Source organism: Nocardiopsis sp. iso_237, assembly GCF_056173345.1.
The window spans coordinates 2,428,026-2,444,905 of record NZ_CM149669.1 but is presented as its reverse complement, the minus strand read 5'-3'; the positions used below and the strand labels follow the sequence as shown (position 1 = coordinate 2,444,905).

At 69.2% G+C, this 16,880-nt stretch carries 19 protein-coding genes; 5 read left to right on the top strand and 14 right to left on the bottom strand.

Annotation, left to right across the window (positions count from 1 at the left end; all coding sequences use genetic code 11):
* Nucleotides 1–60 precede the first annotated feature (60 nt).
* A complete protein-coding gene (locus AC0VYM_RS11125; RefSeq protein ID WP_475461903.1) occupies nt 61–462 on the bottom strand; it encodes a hypothetical protein in 402 nt (133 codons plus the stop codon).
* Between the two features lie 269 nt (nt 463–731).
* On the opposite strand from AC0VYM_RS11125, the gene AC0VYM_RS11120 reads away from it, so the two are divergent.
* Nucleotides 732–2,405 carry a hypothetical protein gene (locus AC0VYM_RS11120; RefSeq protein WP_475461901.1) on the top strand — a complete coding sequence of 558 codons (1,674 nt, stop codon included), beginning with the start codon at nt 732–734 and terminating at the stop codon, nt 2,403–2,405.
* 204 nt (nt 2,406–2,609) lie between these two features.
* On the top strand, nt 2,610–2,882 hold the full coding sequence (locus tag AC0VYM_RS11115; protein WP_475461899.1) for a hypothetical protein: 273 nt from the start codon (nt 2,610–2,612) through the stop codon (nt 2,880–2,882).
* 201 nt (nt 2,883–3,083) lie between these two features.
* On the opposite strand, the gene AC0VYM_RS11110 is transcribed toward AC0VYM_RS11115, so the two are convergent.
* The gene (locus AC0VYM_RS11110) at nt 3,084–3,908 is read right to left on the bottom strand and encodes a class I SAM-dependent methyltransferase (RefSeq protein ID WP_475461898.1); all 825 of its coding nucleotides are present in this window, start codon (nt 3,906–3,908) and stop codon (nt 3,084–3,086) included.
* A 229-nt stretch (nt 3,909–4,137) separates the two neighbouring features.
* Here AC0VYM_RS11110 and AC0VYM_RS11105 point away from each other — a divergent pair, with 229 nt between their 5' ends.
* Complete coding sequence (locus AC0VYM_RS11105) at nt 4,138–4,698, top strand: NUDIX hydrolase (RefSeq protein WP_475461896.1); 561 nt, start codon at nt 4,138–4,140, stop codon at nt 4,696–4,698.
* 62 nt (nt 4,699–4,760) lie between these two features.
* On the opposite strand, the gene AC0VYM_RS11100 is transcribed toward AC0VYM_RS11105, so the two are convergent.
* From AC0VYM_RS11100 to AC0VYM_RS11045, 12 genes are all read right to left on the bottom strand, one after another.
* Nucleotides 4,761–5,393, bottom strand: a complete 633-nt coding sequence (locus AC0VYM_RS11100) for a mycothiol-dependent nitroreductase Rv2466c family protein (RefSeq protein WP_475461895.1) — start codon at nt 5,391–5,393, stop codon at nt 4,761–4,763.
* A gap of 56 nt (nt 5,394–5,449) precedes the next feature.
* Nucleotides 5,450–6,112 carry a 3'-5' exonuclease gene (locus tag AC0VYM_RS11095; RefSeq protein ID WP_475461894.1) on the bottom strand — a complete coding sequence of 221 codons (663 nt, stop codon included), beginning with the start codon at nt 6,110–6,112 and terminating at the stop codon, nt 5,450–5,452.
* A gap of 75 nt (nt 6,113–6,187) precedes the next feature.
* Nucleotides 6,188–7,159, bottom strand: coding sequence for a phosphoribosylaminoimidazolesuccinocarboxamide synthase (locus tag AC0VYM_RS11090; protein WP_475461893.1), 972 nt, complete (start codon nt 7,157–7,159; stop codon nt 6,188–6,190).
* 34 nt (nt 7,160–7,193) lie between these two features.
* Nucleotides 7,194–7,871 carry an HAD family hydrolase gene (locus AC0VYM_RS11085; RefSeq protein ID WP_475461891.1) on the bottom strand — a complete coding sequence of 226 codons (678 nt, stop codon included), beginning with the start codon at nt 7,869–7,871 and terminating at the stop codon, nt 7,194–7,196.
* On the bottom strand, nt 7,868–8,641 hold the full coding sequence (locus AC0VYM_RS11080) for a nucleoside/nucleotide kinase family protein (protein ID WP_475461889.1): 774 nt from the start codon (nt 8,639–8,641) through the stop codon (nt 7,868–7,870). Before AC0VYM_RS11080 ends, AC0VYM_RS11085 begins: the two co-directional genes overlap by 4 nt.
* Nucleotides 8,642–8,680: 39 nt before the next feature.
* Entirely contained in the window at nt 8,681–9,793 is a 1,113-nt protein-coding gene (locus tag AC0VYM_RS11075) for a DegT/DnrJ/EryC1/StrS family aminotransferase (RefSeq protein WP_475461888.1), read from the bottom strand.
* Nucleotides 9,790–10,824: a radical SAM protein gene (locus AC0VYM_RS11070; protein ID WP_475461887.1), complete on the bottom strand. Its 1,035-nt coding sequence runs from the start codon at nt 10,822–10,824 to the stop codon at nt 9,790–9,792. The genes AC0VYM_RS11075 and AC0VYM_RS11070 overlap by 4 nt, the downstream gene beginning before the upstream one ends.
* Complete coding sequence (locus tag AC0VYM_RS11065; RefSeq protein ID WP_475461885.1) at nt 10,814–11,527, bottom strand: thymidylate kinase; 714 nt, start codon at nt 11,525–11,527, stop codon at nt 10,814–10,816. Before AC0VYM_RS11065 ends, AC0VYM_RS11070 begins: the two co-directional genes overlap by 11 nt.
* 125 nt (nt 11,528–11,652) lie before the next feature.
* Complete coding sequence (locus tag AC0VYM_RS11060; protein ID WP_475461884.1) at nt 11,653–12,189, bottom strand: phosphoribosyltransferase; 537 nt, start codon at nt 12,187–12,189, stop codon at nt 11,653–11,655.
* Complete coding sequence (gene folE / locus AC0VYM_RS11055; RefSeq protein ID WP_475461882.1) at nt 12,186–12,830, bottom strand: GTP cyclohydrolase I; 645 nt, start codon at nt 12,828–12,830, stop codon at nt 12,186–12,188. The genes AC0VYM_RS11060 and folE overlap by 4 nt, the downstream gene beginning before the upstream one ends.
* A gap of 53 nt (nt 12,831–12,883) precedes the next feature.
* On the bottom strand, nt 12,884–13,603 hold the full coding sequence (locus AC0VYM_RS11050) for a 7-carboxy-7-deazaguanine synthase QueE (RefSeq protein ID WP_475461880.1): 720 nt from the start codon (nt 13,601–13,603) through the stop codon (nt 12,884–12,886).
* Nucleotides 13,600–14,010, bottom strand: coding sequence for a 6-pyruvoyl trahydropterin synthase family protein (locus AC0VYM_RS11045; RefSeq protein WP_475461879.1), 411 nt, complete (start codon nt 14,008–14,010; stop codon nt 13,600–13,602). Before AC0VYM_RS11045 ends, AC0VYM_RS11050 begins: the two co-directional genes overlap by 4 nt.
* A gap of 253 nt (nt 14,011–14,263) precedes the next feature.
* On the opposite strand from AC0VYM_RS11045, the gene AC0VYM_RS11040 reads away from it, so the two are divergent.
* Both AC0VYM_RS11040 and AC0VYM_RS11035 read left to right on the top strand, forming a co-directional pair.
* Nucleotides 14,264–15,700, top strand: coding sequence for a helix-turn-helix domain-containing protein (locus tag AC0VYM_RS11040; RefSeq protein WP_475461878.1), 1,437 nt, complete (start codon nt 14,264–14,266; stop codon nt 15,698–15,700).
* Complete coding sequence (locus AC0VYM_RS11035) at nt 15,697–16,602, top strand: phosphotransferase (RefSeq protein WP_475461877.1); 906 nt, start codon at nt 15,697–15,699, stop codon at nt 16,600–16,602. Before AC0VYM_RS11040 ends, AC0VYM_RS11035 begins: the two co-directional genes overlap by 4 nt.
* The last annotated feature ends 278 nt before the right edge of the window (nt 16,603–16,880 follow it).

Sequence of the window (16,880 nt, the reverse complement as noted above, 5' to 3'; positions counted from 1 at the left end):
CTCGTGGTCCTCGCTGGCTGCAGCGTCGTCCTTGGCACCGCTGAACCGGCTACGGGGTGCTCACAGCACCTCTTTGTCGTACCAGAGAGGGCGCTGCCCGGGAACTGCATCGGGGTCCCATTCCCACGCCGCGTGCAGTGCCCGCGCCAGGACCATGGGGTCACGGCCGAAGTAGCACCAGCCGCCGTCTAGCAGCATCGGCGAGTGGATAGGGGCGACGACCACACGGTAGTTGTAGGCCATCGGCACGATGGAAACGAGGCTGGTGGGGGTGCGCTTGACCTCGTAGACGTCCCACTCGTCCGGTCGATATTCGATCCAGGTGCCATCCCGCATCTGGAGCGGGTCACTGGGTTCCCAGGAGGCTCTGAGGTGGATGCCGTGCTCTTGGTCAAGGTGGGTGTTCCACTGTTCGAGGGTACGTACCGTCACCAGTGCTTCGGGGGTCCATATGTGACTCATGAGGGAAAGCTACAAGAAGGGTTGCGGGCCCTCATAGGTCAAAGGGTGGTCGCTCGGTGGCGCTGACCACTCCGATTCCCTGCGGGGAGCAGACTCACTCACAGGTCGGATAGGTCCTGTTGGACGGGTCGGTTGGCCGTGATCGGCCAGAGCTCCCGAACACCCCTCGAATGTCGTCACTGTGTGTTAGTTGTACGGGCATGGTCCTTGATCGTCGTCGCGTCCAAACAGCTGTGGTCGGCCACTCCGAGAGTGCCGACCCGGCGTACATGCCCCTCGACCCCGACGAAGCCGAACTATTCCGCGACCGCGCCCACGAACACCAGGAGACGTTCTGGTGCGGGCATCTGCTGGGCGGGTGCGGAGGACGGCTGTCGCTGAAGATCATCCACGAACGCGAGACCGTCCCTCACTTCGCCCACCGGGCTGATTCCAACGAGTGCGCCCGATTGCGCAAGGGCGGGGAGAACACGCTGGGCGGGGGCAGCGCTGACCACCTGTACGCTCACCGCCACCTGCGTTCCTGGCTGGGCGAGCGGGCAGTGGACGCTCAGGTCACGTACGAGGGCCTGGCCAAGGGCCGTGCGTGCACCACACTGGTCGTGCCTACCTCTGGCAAGCACCTGCGGCTGGTGTTTACCCACGACCTAGACCACGAACTGCTGGGCCTGGCCAAGTCCGCCGAGGCGCACGACTATGTGTGGCTGGTGCGAGCCAACGAGGCAGTCACTCGCGCTCTAGTCGCCAACGGGGTCCCCTACCGACTGTTCCGGCTCGCCGACGCCGACGGCCTCACTCGCACTGTGCAGGTCGGTATTCGTGACAGTGCGGGCGAGGTCGTATGGACACCACTGGGCGAGTGCGTTCTCCAGGGCGACACCCTCGTCAAGGCCCGCGCTGAGGCCGTCCCCGTGCCCGTTCAGCGCCGCCCCGGGCCCCGCAGCGAGGTGACCACGCCGACGGATCCATTGGAACAAGCATTGCGTGGCTTGCGCTACGTGCTCGACCAGCAGGAGATGGCGAACGTACGTGCCATGGCCCAGCAGGTCCAGATGCGGCTGCGCCAGGCCCGCAACCGAGGGCTTGCCCCCCACCTGCTCGACGAAGCTCGCACCCTGTTGCAACGGGCCAGTGATGCCCTGCCCACACGGGAAGTCCTCGCGCGACCTCGGCAAGTCCCCCTTGTTCCGGAACGCCGCCGCGCGCCCAGTCGGCGCGCTCTCTTGCCCCACCATCGCGTCCAACGAGAGGCCGACAAGTACCTCGGCAAGCTCCAATGGGCCCAGGAACGCCAGCTCAGCCGGGCCTACAACGACAACCGTGCCGCACTGGTCAGTATGCTCACCAGGCCCGAGGTCCCCAAGGACGTGACGGACTGGATCAAGCAACAACTGCGCCAGTTCCCCAAGGACCAGTTCGACCGCTCCACCGCCCCACCCGCGAAAAAGCCACGACGGGCCACAGTGCCGGAAGGCCGCGAACGCAGTCGCAGGGCAGGCACAGGCCAACGCACGGAGCGAATCCGCGCCAAGGCCAACGAACTGCTCGACACCCTCCAGTGGGCGTACAACGGCAGGATGCCGCAGACCTACGACGACACCCGTGCCCAGCTCACCGATCTACTTGGTCGGTCCAGCACCCCGGAAGAGGTCAGGGACAAGATCCGGGCACAGCTGCGTCAGTTTCCCGACAGCCTTGCTATCCGGCCCGTGCCTGCCCCGGCTCCACCTTCGAAGGAGCCCCAAAAGGCCCAGAAGCCGGATCGGCGCAGCCGTCACGGCCGCCGAGGAAAATCCGCGTCTCAGCGGTGGACCCCTGCGCCATCGGGCAGTGCGGATACAGGAATCTTGGCCAACGCCCGTATCGATGAGCGCAGCAGGCGCCTGCTGCAGCAACTCCAGGACGCCCCACAGACGTCGCCCCCTGACAGAACCGAACGCTGAATTCCCCGAGCGGATCCTCCCGGGCGCGTCTACCCTGGATCAGGGCCCCGGCGAGGGCCTGCTCCGAGCCGCGCACCCGGCCACACCGGGACTGCGGCGACCCCGGACAAGGGCGAGCACAGCCCCCATCGCAGACGAGCCTGACCTGTGGCATACCCAAGGCCCGGGGCGGTGTGGGAGCCCGGGGCCGCGAAGGGGAACATCGTGCCGCACGACAAGCTCAAGGACGCCGCCCGCGCCCTGGCCATCAGCGAGGGGTTGTCCTACGTCGACGCTCGGCGCTTGGCCCGCCGGGCCGTGATCGACTACCACTTCCAGGCGCACATCGATGTCGACGCCTATGAGGAGTCGCTGAACGTCTCAACCTGTGCGACAGTTGCACCGTTCATTCCGAGCAAGGGACCCATGAGTAATGAATTGATCTCACGTCAGCCTCGAGACGTGTGCTACACCAGCAGTGGGGCTTCATCTGGGTGACCGTACAGGCCCACACGATCTATAGCGGAATCACCCACGCCACTATCCACATGGCCTATGTCACAGCCAGTGGCTTGTGACACGGGACCGAATCCTCCAGGTGGAATCACACGGACAGGCTCTTTGCGGTTCGCCTTCGCCCCCCAGAAACCGGTCGAATCGGGCGTGAGCGGGGCGAGCAGGATGCCTCTGAGCTGGGTGTCATAGCTGAGCGACGATGACGAGCCAGCGGGTCACGGTTGTCTCCTCAGGGTTGCTCTGGGAATAGGCCTGGTCCAGCATGTGCATCTTCTGTGCGTAGGTGAACCGGCCACCGGGGCGAGCGAAGAGCGGAATGGACAGCCACGCCTTCCGCTCAGCCATGCTGGTGCGCTGAGCAGTGACATCGGTGTCCACCATTCTCATCCCAGCGTCGGCCAGATGACAGGACACGGCCTCCATCGGCAGCTTCGGGCTCTCGTTGTTCACCGGGGGCAGGGTGTACCCATAATCCCTGGCCGCGATGTGGCGGATCAAGGAGTCCAGCGAGGGTCGAGACCTCCCGCCCTGCCCGTCAGGGCGAGTCAGGCCCGCGAAGGCGGAGCCGATGTTGAACACGAAGTGACCACCGGGTCGCAGGACACAGCGAACAGCCCTGAACACGGTGGGGACGTCGGTTTTCCAGATGGCCGAGTTGCACACCACGGCGTCGACCTGGCTGGCCGGGGCGTGCTCGGCCAGCTCCTCGGCGGGTGCGGTGACCCAGGACAGGCGTGTGTCGTTCAGGGTGCGCTGGCCGACGCGTTGCATGGCAGCGGCGTTGTCGAGGGAGATGACCCTGGCCTGGGGCGGGGCAAGGTTGAGGATGGCTTGGGCGGTCGTGCCGGTGCCGCCGCACAGGTCCACGATCAGGCGGCTGTCGGTGAGGTGGGCACGCGCGGCGAGGTCGTGGCTGGTGGCGCTGTACATGGGCCAGGTGCGGGCGAACTCTGCGTAGGCCTCGGCGTTGGCGTCCTCTTCCCAGCCGGTGAGAGCGTCCGTGGTCACCGGCCCCGCCCCGCTTCACGGTAGGACCGGCGCGGAGCGGCCTGACCCGGTGCCTGTGGTGTTCCTGGGAGCGGGTGATTTGGCGCGTTGGGCCCACGGGAGCTGGGCCGCGTCGGTAGGCTACAACCCCTGCCGTTGTCGTGCGCTCTGGAGCTGACCGTGCCTCTCATCGTTGCCTTCCGGACTCGACCTGGAGAGCTGGGCTCTTCGACTGGTGTGGGGGTGTGCCGTGTCGATCGGTGACGCCGAGATCAGGGGTGCGGTGGAGGGCTACCTCGCCCGACACCCGGAGGAGGCAGGCTCCCTCGAGGAGGCGGTACGCCAGCTCACCCAGGGGGCGAACTTCGCGTCGCGGCGCACCTTCCCGATGCACGCAACCGTCGGTGCCCTTCTGGTTCGCGGTGGCGAGGTGCTGCTGGTGGACCACCGGGCGTACGGGATCCTGCTGCAGCCCGGTGGGCACTTGGAGCCGGAGGACGACACGCTGCTGGGCGCGGCGGTGCGCGAGCTGGTCGAGGAGACGGGCATCGACGCCGCCCACGTCACGGTCGCCTCGCCCACCCCTGTCTACGTCGAGTACGGGGCGGTGCCCGCACGTCCGGCCAAGGACGAACCGGCGCACTTCCACTTGGACTTGGGCTTCGCTTTCACCGCGCCCGCGCACCTGGAAGTGGGCAGCCTGCAGGAGGCGGAAGTGACCGGGGCTGGCTGGTACCCGCTGGCTGCCGCCGAACGTCTGGTGGGGGACCGTGTCTCCCGGGCCATTCGCGGGCCGGCCGGGATCGGCTGACTCCTGGAGAGGCCGCCGCGCAGCCGCCTGCACCGGCGGGCCCGGGACGTGAGCGGGTGCCTTCACTCGAAGGAGGCTTTGCGGTCCCGGGTCCGTTTGAGCTCGAAGAACCCGTCCGTTTGGGCGATGAGGACCAGGCCGTCCCACAGCCGCCCGGCGGCTTCGCCGCGGGGGGCCGGGGTCACCACGGGCCCGAACAGGGTCGTCCCGGCGATGCGCAGGACTGGTGTCCCGACGTCGAGGCCGACCGCGTCGAAGGCCTCGTGGTGCGAGGCCCTGATGTGGGGGTCAAAAGCGGTACTGGTGGCCGCGCGCGCCAAGGACTGGGGCAGGCCAACCTCGGCGAGGGCGTCGGTGGTGACGGTCGGGTCGTCCCGGCGACGCTGGTGGTGCAGCCTGGTGCCGATTGCGGTGTACAGGGGACCCAGGACATGGCGGCCGTGCTGCTCGGCGGCTGCTGCGCAGAGCCGCACGTTCCCCCACGCACCCTCCATCAGCTGCCGGTAGGCGGGGCTGAGCCCTTCGCCCTTGCGCTGGATGAGGTTGAGGTAGGCCAGCGACATGATCCGCCAGTCGGCGCGCACGGCCCGCACCGTTTCCACCTCCAGGAGCCAGCGGGAAGTGATCCACGCCCAGGGGCACAGCGGGTCGAACCAGAACGGAACCTCTATGAGGTCGGGGCAGGTGTGGGTCATTGGGTCGGGGGTCCTTCCTTCACCGGGGGTGTGTCTGCTGCGGGTGGTGTAGCCGCTCACAGGTCGAAGAGGTCTTGTTGGACGGGCCGGTTGGCATTGGCGGTGCGCCCGGCGATCTTGACCAGCCCGGCGCGGTCTCCGATGGTTCCCTCGCGGTCGGCGGCGTCGATGAGGTGGGTGAAGACCCGGGCGGTGACCTCTACGTCGGCGGCGGCCCGGTGGCGGTCGGCCGGGTGGGGGATCGTGAAGTGGTGGAGCAGGGTGTCGAGTTTGTAGTTGTCCAGGCCCGGTATGAGGTGCTTGGCGAGCGGGATGGTGTCGATCAGGTCGACGTGGGCCAGGCGGGGGCAGTGGTGGCGCTGGTGGTGGATGATGTTGGCCTCGGTGGCGGCGTGCTGGGCTACCAGCAGGTACCGGCGTTGGTCTGCGAACCGCTGGTCCAGGGCCCCCAGTGCCTGGGCGGGGGTGGGCGCGTTCGTGAAGTGCTCGGGGGTCAGACCGCTCTGTGCGGTGTTGGCCCAGGTCACGGGTGCGAAATCGGGGGGTTGGATGAGGGTTGTGCTGCGGCCGGACTCGGTCCACCCGGTGGGGGTGTAGCGCAGGGCCAGGGCGGCGACCTCGATGGGCTGGGCCGGATGGCCGGCCGGGGTAGTGGCCTCGAAGTCGATGACCACGAAGGTTGTGTCGCCGAAAGCGGGGTCCTCGGTCAGGGCGCCCATGCATCCTCCACCGCTGCGTCGCTGGTTCTGCGGCTCCCCTGCGGGGGCCGGGCGGGTGTGGTCGTGGTCGGGGGGTTAGCGGCCGATGAGGTGGGTGATGGCCCGGGTGGCGCTGGCCAGGTCGGGAGCCTCGCCGCTGTCCTGGCCGGTCCAGGTCCGGCTCAGCGCCCGGTACAGGTCCGACATCACCGGCAGGAACTTCGCAGGCAGCGGCGCTGGGCGTGGCCACCGATCGCGCGGGACACCGCGGGCGATCAGGTCGGCGACCGGTACGGCTAGCCCGTTGTCGACGTACCAATTGCGCAAGACCTGCTTGCCGCAGTGCACCCCCTGGAACAGAAGGCGGCTCTCGTCGGGGGTGCCGGGGCTGTCGGCGACCACCAGGCGGCCATCGCCCGTGAGGAGGAACTCGGCCTTGCCGTCGCAGTGGTCCAGGTCGCGCTCGCGGGCGTGGGCGGTGAGTAGCTCGTTGACCGCGGCCGCCGTGGAGCCCAAGGTCTGGAACAGCTCATCGTTCAACCCACTCAGGTGCTGGGCCTGGTCGCGGGTGAGGAACCGGTTGGTGTCGTCGAGCATCGTCGCATACTCGATGACCGGGCGGGGAAGCTTCTCACCAACCGTAGGGACGGCGTCCAACCCCAGGTCGGCGGGGGTGATCGCGCCGCAGGCGAGGCGGCGGTGCACGGAGCTGCCCTGGGGAAGCTGGTTGCGGAACAGGACCTGGACGGGGACGAGCTGGTTGGCCGCTCCGGCCTTTGGGGGGCTGGTGTCGGGGTGCGGGAGGCGGCCGAGGTCGAACTCGATCCGGTTCGGAGGCAGGAACCGGCGAAAGTGCGTGGGCACCCCCGCCTTCTCCAGCAGGGCGAAGGTGTGGGCGGCCATGCGGGCCGTCGCTTCGCCCTTGCCGGGGATGGCGTCGGGCATGCGCCCGTAGTGGAACACGGTGTAGTGGTCGGTGTACTCGAAAACGCCGACACCGGTCGTGCTGGGGGTGGGCGGTTCGATCACGTGCAGGTTCTTGGTGGAGTGCAGGACGGGCATCAGCATCAGGCTCTCTGGAGGCAACGGTCGAGGGCGCTCATCAGGCGGAGTCGGTGGGGCCTCGCGCAACAACCCCCGGGGCGTGTTCGCTGGTGGGTGTCAGGTGGTGGTCCACGACGGTGAGCACCCGCATGCCTGCGGCGCGGGCGGACGCGATGCCTTCGGGGGCGTCGTCCACGGCCAGACAGGTGCCCGGGGGGACGCCGAGCCGGTGGGCGGCCTGCAGGTACAGGTCGGGGGCCGGTTTGCCGCGCGGGGCGTCCTCTCGTGCGACCATGGCCGCGAACACGTGCTCCAGCCCCAGGGCGTTGATCCCCGGGCTGACCAGGAGGCGGCTGGCACCGGAGGCCACAGCGCAGGGCAGGCCGGCGCGGTGTGCTGTGTGCAGGAGCGCCAGGACGCACGTGATGGGGGCCAGGGTGTGCTGGGCCAGCAGGTGGGTGCGGCTGGTGTGGATGATCTCCTCGTGGGGCAGCTGTCCCCCGCCGGGCAGGGCGGTGAGCAGGTCGTGGATGGACAGGCCGACGTGGCGGCGGTACCACCCCGAGTCCAGGTGCGCCCCGTGCGGGCGCAGTGCCGCCCGTAGGGCCTGCTCGTGGGTACCGGTGGTGTCGGCCAGGGTGCCGTCGAAGTCCAGGACCAGGGCACCGACCCCGTCGGGGAGTTGGGGAGCACAGCCGTCGACGCCCGGGCAGGTCCCGGGGAGGGTTTCGTTCATGCCGGGACCAGCCCGGTGGGCTGCTGGCAGCACAGGCACGGCGCCTGCGGGCCCTGGAAGGGTTCGCGCCAACACCCCAGGCCCCTCCTGGCCTGACCGATCCAGGTGCGGAACAGTGCCGCAGCCTCGCCGGTGTCGATACGGCGCCGGTCCACGAGGCGGTAGCGTGCCGGGTCGGTGGCGGCCAGGCGTTCAAAGAGGACGCCCGCCTGGTGAAGGTAGTGGGCCTGCTCGGGTGTGAACACGCGCCGGTCGCGGCGCTGGGCACGGTCGATGGCCCGGTCCGGGTCGTCGGTGACCAGGATCGTCACATCGGGCAGGGGCCGGTAGGAGGCTGCCAGGTCCAGCAGGGCCTGGGCGGTTTCCAGGGCGGTGTCTGCATCGTGGGGGTGCAGGAGCAGGGCCTGGCACACGGCGGTGCTGTCGACGCTGCGGCCCTCGGCGACGGTACGCCCGCCCGCCAGAGCGGGCAGGACGGTGTCCAGGTCGTGGCGTTTGATGGCCAGGAGCAGCAGGGCCTCGGCCATGGGGGTGCCCGAGCGCAGGAACGGGTCTGGTGCACTGGCCTCGCGCAGCGCGCCGAGGAGATGGTTGCCGAGCCCGGGGCGGCCGTGGGCGCGGGCGGAGAACTCCGCGAGCATCATCGGCCGCTCCACTTCAGGGATGGGGTCCAGGGCGTGGCCCATCAGGTAGTCCTTGCCGACACCGGTGATGCCCTCAACGGAGATCAGCGGGCCGCGGGTACAGGTGGAGTGCGCGGTGGCGGTCATGGGTGAGTGCCTTTCCCTTGGTCAGTAGTGGGGCGTTGGTCAGCTTTCCCAGGTGGTGGCCTCGTGGGCGATGACGGTGGCGTAGCGGTCCAGGTCTGCTTCCCTGTCGTGTTCGGTCACGATCACGGCGAGGGTGCGGTCCAGAATCTGGGCGGCGCCCTGGCATGGAGCCCGGTACGGGTCGGTGAAGGCGGGTCTGGTGTCGCAGGGCACCAGGTGGAAGGTGCCGGTGGAGCTGGGCACCCCCTGCCGGGCCAGGTGCTGGGCGAAGGCGCGGGGGCGGGGCAGGTCCAGGTGCAGCAGCGGGGCGTAGGCGTTCCACTCCTCCCCCGCTGCTGGGGTCAGGGGGCGCAGCCCGGGCACCGGGGCCAGGGCGTGCAGCAGGTAGTGCATCTGGGCGCGACGCAACTCCACCAGCTCCTGCAGGTGGTGCAGGTTGGCCGAAGCGAGCGCGGCCAACGGGGCGGCCAGGCGGGCGTTGGTGCCCACACGGGCCTGGGGGGCCTGGCTCGGCGGGGGCGGTTGCCAATGGGTGCGCCACGCACGGGCGTGCTCAGCGATCTCGGGGCGGTCGGTGGCCAGGAACCCGCCCTCACCGCTCCACAGGATCTTGCCGTCCTTCATGCTGAAACAGCCCACGGCACCGACCGTGCCCGCCCGTTGGGTGTTGCAGCTGGTGCCGATGGCTTGGGCTGCGTCTTCGACGATGGTCAGGCCGTGCTCGGCGGCGAACCCGGTCAGGGCTGTGGGCTCTGCCATGCGGCCCCACAGGTGCACTGCCATGATGGCCCGGGTGCGCGAGGTGAGTTTGCGGGCGGCGTCGTCGTAGTCCACCTCCCGGGTGGCCGGGTCGGAGTCGATGAACACCGGCCGGGCCCCCAGGGCCACCAGGGGCGCCACGCTCATGACCACGCTCAGGGCCGGCACCAGGACCTCCTCGCCCGGCCCGATGTGGCAGGCCGCCAGTGCGGCGTGCAGGGCCGCAGTGCCCGAGGAGACCGCCACCACCTGGGCGACGCCCAACGTCTGGGCCAGAGCGTGTTCCAGGTCTGTGACCGTTGCGCCGCCGCTGGGGTCGGGCATCTGTTCCAGGACGGGGGTGAGCCGGTCAGCGATCAACTGCGTGCGGTCGGGGACAGGGGGGAGCCTCATCGGGGCGCCTCCCCGTCCAGCATCCGCGGCAGGTCCATCAGGGGCCACATGTTCACGCAGTCGCGGCTGAACAGGTCACAGTCCGTGCACGCAGGCTTGGCGGTGAACAGGGTGGCCGCGTCGGCGCCGCGGATGGTGCGCCGCCGCTCAGGCGGGGTGGCGGCGATACGCCGGTCGGAGGGGCAGTCCCACAGCGTGCCGTCGGGTTGGATGAAGAACAGGCGGGCACCGCCGAAGCAGCCTTCGACGTGTGCGCTGACGTGGGTGGAGATGGCCTGCACGAACCGCCGCGTGTAGGAAGGGTCCGGCAGCGCCAGGCGGCCCGGGTCGGCGTAGAGGGCGTCGAGCTCCTCGGCCACGGCCGCCACATCCTCGGGCCGGTGGGCCAGCTCCTCGAAGAGGTTGTGGTCGTTGGCCAGGGAGATCGGCTGGGGAACGTAGTAGTCCACGCCCAGCTCGGTAGCCAGGCGGGCCATATCACCGATCTCCTGGGGGCGGGGGCGCATCACCACGGTGTAGATCCCCACCCGCGGCGAGGGCTTCTCCCCGCGGGCGTCCAACAGCGCACTGATGCCGTCCAGGACCTGGTCGTAGCCGAACCGTCCCGACCGTGAGGGCCGCAATCGGTCGTTGGTGGCCGCGTCGGCGCTGTCCAGGGACACCGACACCCCGTCCACCTCGAGGTCGACGAGGCGCTCCACCACCTGGGGGCGGGTGAGCGGGATGCCGTTGGTGGCGACCACCACCTCACAGCCCGCCTGTTTGATGAGTGCGATCACCTCCAGGGCGCCGGGCCAGTCCAAGGGTTCTCCCCCGGCGATGACCACCCTTTCGACCGGCGAATCGGCCAGGGTGCGGGCGAAGTCCATCAGGGCGCGGGCGGGCAGGTCGGTGCGCGATAGGTGCGACAGGACCCCGAGCTGGTTCGGTGGAGCAACCTTGTGTTCTTCGATGGTCCCGAAGTAGCAGTGCGGGCAGGCGAACGCGCACGGGGAACGCAACCCCCACAGCAGGGTGACATCACGCGGCATGGGCAGCCTCTTTCCGCTTGGCCAGCAGGGCCCGAACCGTGTCTTGGACAGCGCGGGCGCTCTGGGCCGGTGTTCGCCCGGTGGTGTCGATGAGGGTGTAGCGGTCGGGCTCTTGGGCGGCGAGCACACGGTAGAGCTCTTCGGTCTGGTGGATGACGTCCAGGTCCCTGGGCGCGAGCGTGCGGCCGATCCGGGCGGCGAACCGGTCGGTGCTCACCGTGCGGTCACCGGTCAGGAGCAGGGTGGCGTCTGGGAGGCGACACCACTGTCGCGCCGTGGCCAGCACGTACCGGGCCAACCGGGCGGGGTCACTCTCGTTGTAGTGCGCGGCCAAGATCGCGGCCTGGCACACCGCGACCGAGTCCAGGCCGCGGTCTTCCAAGATCACCTCGACCCCCACCGGGCAGTTAGCGGTGAGGCGTTCGCTTTCACGGACCTTCAGGGCGAGCAAAGCCAGGGTTTCGGCAACCGGATGGCCGGTGCGCAGGCACACGTCCCCCTCGGAAGCCAGCGCGGCGATGACCCGCCCGGGCAGCGTGTCGCCGGACTGGTCGGTGAGCTCATCCAGCAACAGGCTCCGCTCGCCCAGCGCGGCGGCCGCGGCCCGAGCGGCGGTGGACTTGCCGACGCCGTTGATGCCCTCGACGCTCACCCACAGCGGGACCGGAGGGGCGGGGGCGGTACAAGAGGTGGGAGTGGTCATGGTGTCCTCCAGCAGGTAGAGGTCTGGTCGGTCGCCGCCGGGCCCCAGCCCGGCCTGGGCTGGCGGCGCACGGGGGCGGGCCCCAGCCCGGCCTGGGCTGGCGGCGCACGGGGGCGGGCCCCGGTTCAGCGCTCATCGGCGCCGCCTTCCCAAGGGAAGATCACCCACCCGCGGGTGGCCTGGCCGATGTAGGTAAAGGTGTCCTGTGCTGGTGTGGGCTGGGTCCAGTTGTCGTTGTTGACCGCGCACACGGCGGTGCGCACCCGGCCGGCTCCCGCCTCGGCCACCAGGCGAGCGGTGGCCGCCAGCGTGTGTCCGCTACCGGCGACGTCGTCCACGACCAGCACGTCCCGGTCGGCCAGGTCGCCTAACGAGGCCGGGTTGACGACCACCGGCTTCGGGGTCTTGGCGGCATGAGGGCTCTCACTTGCGGTGTGGGTGACCTCGATAGCGCGCACGTCGCGCACCTGCAGGCGGTGGGCGAGCCACACAGCGGGGATCGCACCGCCGCGCAGCACAGCTACCACGGTTTGGGGGGCGCCCTCGTTGCTGGCCTGCTCAGCGATGTGGTCGATCATCTCCTCGATCCGGTGCCAGCTCAGGTACACCAGGCCCCCTTCCTGAACTGGTCGGGCCGAGGTGCTGGTGTCGTTGACCGTCATGCGCTCCCCCAAGGGCCGGTGGTCAGGGTGAGGAAGCGCTGGGCGAGCGCCGGGTCTTCGTCCAGGCGGCCGCGGTGCTCCAGCGTGGTGGTGCGGGCGGCCTCCATGCGCACGCCCCGCATGCTCATGCACAGGTGGGTGCCGCGCACGGCCACGGCCACGTCCGGAGTTCCCACGGCAGCGGCGACCCTGTCGGCCACCTGGTGGGTGAACCTCTCCTGTACCTGCAAGCGCGCCGCGCACTGGCGGGCGATGCGCCCGAACTTGGACAACCCCAGCACCTGGGTGCCGGGCAGGTAGCCGGTGGTGACCTCCAGGTGCATCGGCAGCAGGTGGTGCTCGCACAGCGACCACATGCTCATCCCCGAGACCACGACCAGCTGGCCGCTCACCTGGGATTCAGCGAAGCACGCGGTGGTGGTGGTGGCCGCCTCTGCGGACAGGAAATCACTCCACCAGGCAGCGACGCGCGTGGGGGTGTCGGTCAGGCCCTCCCTGTGGGGGTCCTCACCGAGCGCGGTCAGGAGTTGGCCGACCAGGTCGGTGATGCGGTCGACGTCGACCGGCGGCCGCTCGTCGGCCTCGCTCTGGATCGGGTGGGGCGGGCTCTGCTGGGGGGCCGGGCTGAGGGTGTGCGTCATGAGGGCCTCGCTTCCAAGGGTGCGGGCAGACAACGGGTTCGGCGGAGGGCGGGTCAGCGCCCACGGGTTTCGGAGAACGCCATCACGTGCAGGCGCTGGGCCAGGTGCCAGCGGCGGGCCGCGACCTCGTCGGCGAGCACACGGGTGGTTGCCACCAACTCCTGCGGTGTGGTGCCCTCGGGCATCACCCAGATCGGGTCCAGCCCGTACCGGTCGGTGAGGGCGCCGATCTCGTCCAGGTCCGTCTCGGTGCGGGCGACGAACTTGAACACCGCCCGGCCGCTGGCCGCGAACGCCTCCAACACTTGCGGGATGAGGCGTTTGCTCTCGGCGACACCGGCGTTGGCGAGTTTGGGGCTCACGTTGAAACGCACCCCCTGGACCAGCAACCTCGGGTCGGGGGCGATGGTGCCGTTGGTTTCAAATTCCACCCGTTTGCCAACGTCCAGCAGGCTCTGCACCAACACCGCCAGGGGCCGCTGTTGGATCAGTGGCTCGCCCCCGGTGATGACGACCAGCTCCACCTCCGAAGAGCACGCCCAGGACGCCAGGTCGCGCACCGGCTGCCACGACGACTCTGTGCGCAGGTCGAACCGGGACCGGTCCCAGGTGTAGGGGGTGTCGCACCAGGTACAGGTCAGGTTGCACCGCGACAATCTGATGAACAGGGCCGGGGTGCCACAGCTGGGCCCCTCCCCCTGGAAGGTGGGCTGCTCGATCCCGAACGATTCAGCGACGAGCAGACGGGGCTCGCCGGCGGCTGCGGTATTCACCGGGGCTCCACGTCAAAGCGCGCCCAGCTACGCGCGCTCTCCCGCACGCGGACAGCGACCAGGCGGGCGGGCAGCTCCGGTTCGAGGTGGTGAATGAACCACCCGGCCAGGAAACGGGCCAAGCACTCCGAGGTGGGCTCCAAGGACATGACCTCGTGCAGGTTGTGGTGGTCGAGTTCGGTGTCCAGGAACTCCTTGAACGGGGCCAGGTCGCCGAAGTCGGTGACAAATCCCGGCCCGGTCAGGGTCGGGGCGGTGAGAATGACCTCGACCTGGTAGCCGTGCCCGTGCTGGTGTGAGCACTTGTGGTCGGGTGGCAGGCTCACCAGCCGATGCCCGGCCTCGAAGGTGAAGGTCTTGCCGATGGTGAAGGTCCCCGCGGGGAGCGGGACCGCCGTGTCGAGCATGTGTCGTCCTTCAGGTCTGGTGGGTCACGTCCTGAACCGAGCAAGGAGAAGGGGGCGTCGGGGTGTGCGCCGACGCCCGGGCCCGAGGTGATCGTGGCCCCAGGAGCGTTGGCAGGTGGACACAGCCTGTGCCTGGCCTTGCCTTGGGAGCAACAGTGAGAATTCACGGGCCAGAGCCCACCCGTCACACCCGTCCCAGAATCCGTGACTTCTCACGGATCCACCCGAGGCATGGCCTGGCTCACTATCCTCGGTGGAATCGACGATCGTGGAGGTGGCCATGGCGCCGCACGGCCCCGCCTGCGCTCAGCTGATCCGGGCGCAGGCCACAACACACGAGTGGGGCATCCAGGAGACAGCCGAACGCATCCACCGGTGCTGCGGTGTGAGCCGATTGCGCGCCCACCGGCTGGCCCGAGGCTGGACACTGAGCCAAGCGGTGGAGGAGTACCGCCAGATGTGCCAGCACACACCGGGCACAGCGAAGCTGGACCCCGACCAGCTCGGCCGGTGGGAAACCGGCGCCCACCGGCCCCGCACCAGCACCGTCGACCTGCTGTGTCGGCTCTACGCCACCAACACCCAAGGGCTGGGCCTGGCCGGGGACTACGCCCCCGACACCGCCCCTACCCCACCCACCACCCCGCCGGTCTCGGTCCGCGCCCCAGCCGCCCCTCACAGCAGCCACGGGCTGGAAACACGCTCTGAGCAGATGCGGCACCGCCTGGACCGCACCCTCGCCCAGGCCACCGTCACCCCAGCCCAACTCGACCTGATCGACGAGCGCCTCGTCTGGCTCCGCCACCGCTACATCCTCGACCCGCCCGGACCCATGCTGGAGCTGCTCCTGGCCGAACTGGACGAAATCCACACCCTGGCAGCCCAACGCCAACCCGCCACCGTCCAAGCACGCCTGAGCGAAATCACCGCTCTGCTGGCCACCTTGACCGCCGACGCCCACATGAAACTCGGCCAGGTCCGCCACGCCCACAGCTGGTACGGCACCGCCCGCAACGCCGCAGACGACAGCACCACAACCGAACTCCGCGCCCGCGTACGCGCCCAAGCCGCCATGCTGGGCTACTACTACGGGCTGCTGGCCTCCGCCAGCACCCTGGCCCAGCAGGCCCGGATGCTCTCCCGCCACTCCTTCACCCCCACCAGCGCCTTCGCCGCAGCGGCCGAGGCCCGCGCCCGCGCCCGACTCGGAGACAAAGCCGGGGCGGTGCACGCCATCAACGCCGCCCGCGACCACTTCGACCGCTGCGAACACGGCCCCGAGGACGACGCATTCGCCTTCCCCGAACGCCGGCTGCTGCTGTACCTGAGCGGCGCCTACACCCACCTGGGTCACACCGACCGCGCTCGCCAGGTCCAGCACCGGGCCCTGAGCCTGTACCCCGACCACAGCGGAGGGATCGACCCCGCCCTGCTCCGGCTAGAAGAAGCCATCTGCCTGGCTCGCGACCACAGCCTCACCGAAGCCTGCCTGCTCGCCGAAACCACCTACCTCAGCGTGCCCGACCCCCACCGCACCCCCATCCTCGTCGCACGAGCACGCCACGTCATCGAGGTCCTGCCCCCGCGCATGCGCTCAGCCCGCGCCGTCCGCAGCCTGGGAGAAGCACTGGAGCTCCCTCAACAGCGGGGTGACAGCCACCCTGCTGATCGGTCATCGTTGGTCCCATGACTGCACCGGCGCCTCTGCACGGCGGTTTCGCCACCTCTCAGATGTACGACGTCCTGGAACGGGCCTGCGCGCACGTAGGACTCTCCACCGCTGGTGCGGGCCTGCTTCGCGGGCACACCAACGCCGTGGTTCGGCTGAGCGCCGAACCCGTGGTCGTCAAGATCGCCCGCAAGGGCACCCCCGTGGAGGCTGTCGAACGCACCGTCGTTTTCGTCCGCTGGCTCATGGAACAGGGCTTTCCCACGGTGCCTCTGGCACCTGGCATCGAGCAGCCCCAGATCATCGGTGACCACCCGGTGACCTTCTGGACCTACCTGCCCCAGAACAACATCTCGGTTCACGCGGTCGACCTGGCCGAGCCCTTGCGCTCCCTGCACAAACTAGCCGAGCCGCCGGTGCGGCTACGAGTCTTGGACAACGTCGCAGCGATTAGGCGGTCCTTGACGGCGATCACCGCCCTGTCAGTTGAGGAGTTGGAGTTCCTGGACGAGCGAACCAGCGAACTGGAGGCGGCACTCGCCCGAGTCGCGTTCGCTCTGCCATCCGCTGTGGTACAAGGTGACCCCCAGCACCGAAACGCGTTGCGAGATGGCCAGCGCACGGTTCTGTGCGACTGGGACACCGTGGCCTTCGGCCAACCGGAGTGGGACCTGGTGACCGTGGAGATCCACTGCCGACGGTTCGGGTACGAGGTCGAGCACTACCAGCGGTTCGCTCGCAGCTACGGGTTCGACGTGAGGTCCTGGCCCGGGTATCCAGTCCTTCGGGAGCTACGGGAACTACGGATGATCACCACGAACGCCCGGAAGGCCAACCACACACCTGGCACACTCCATGAAGTACGCCGTCGCATCGCGGGATATCGCGGAGACAACGGCGCTCTGCGGTGGAACATCCTGTGACGTGGAGGGCAGACCGCGCCCAGCGCACAGGAGTCGGCGCAGCGACAGGTCTTGGCTAGGTATCACTGGGGGTGTAGCGCCCCGGCATAGCTGATGTTTCCCAGGGGCCACGGCACCACCCAGCCTTCTTCGAAAGCGAAGACTTGGGGGAACATCCTCCACGGGCGATTGCGATCATGTCGCGGCCAAGCTCAGTAGGGTTCGCGAAGATGTAGCCGTTGGTGACTCGACCGTCAGACGCTGCTGTGGAGATTTCCGAAAAGCGCCCCCTACCAGCC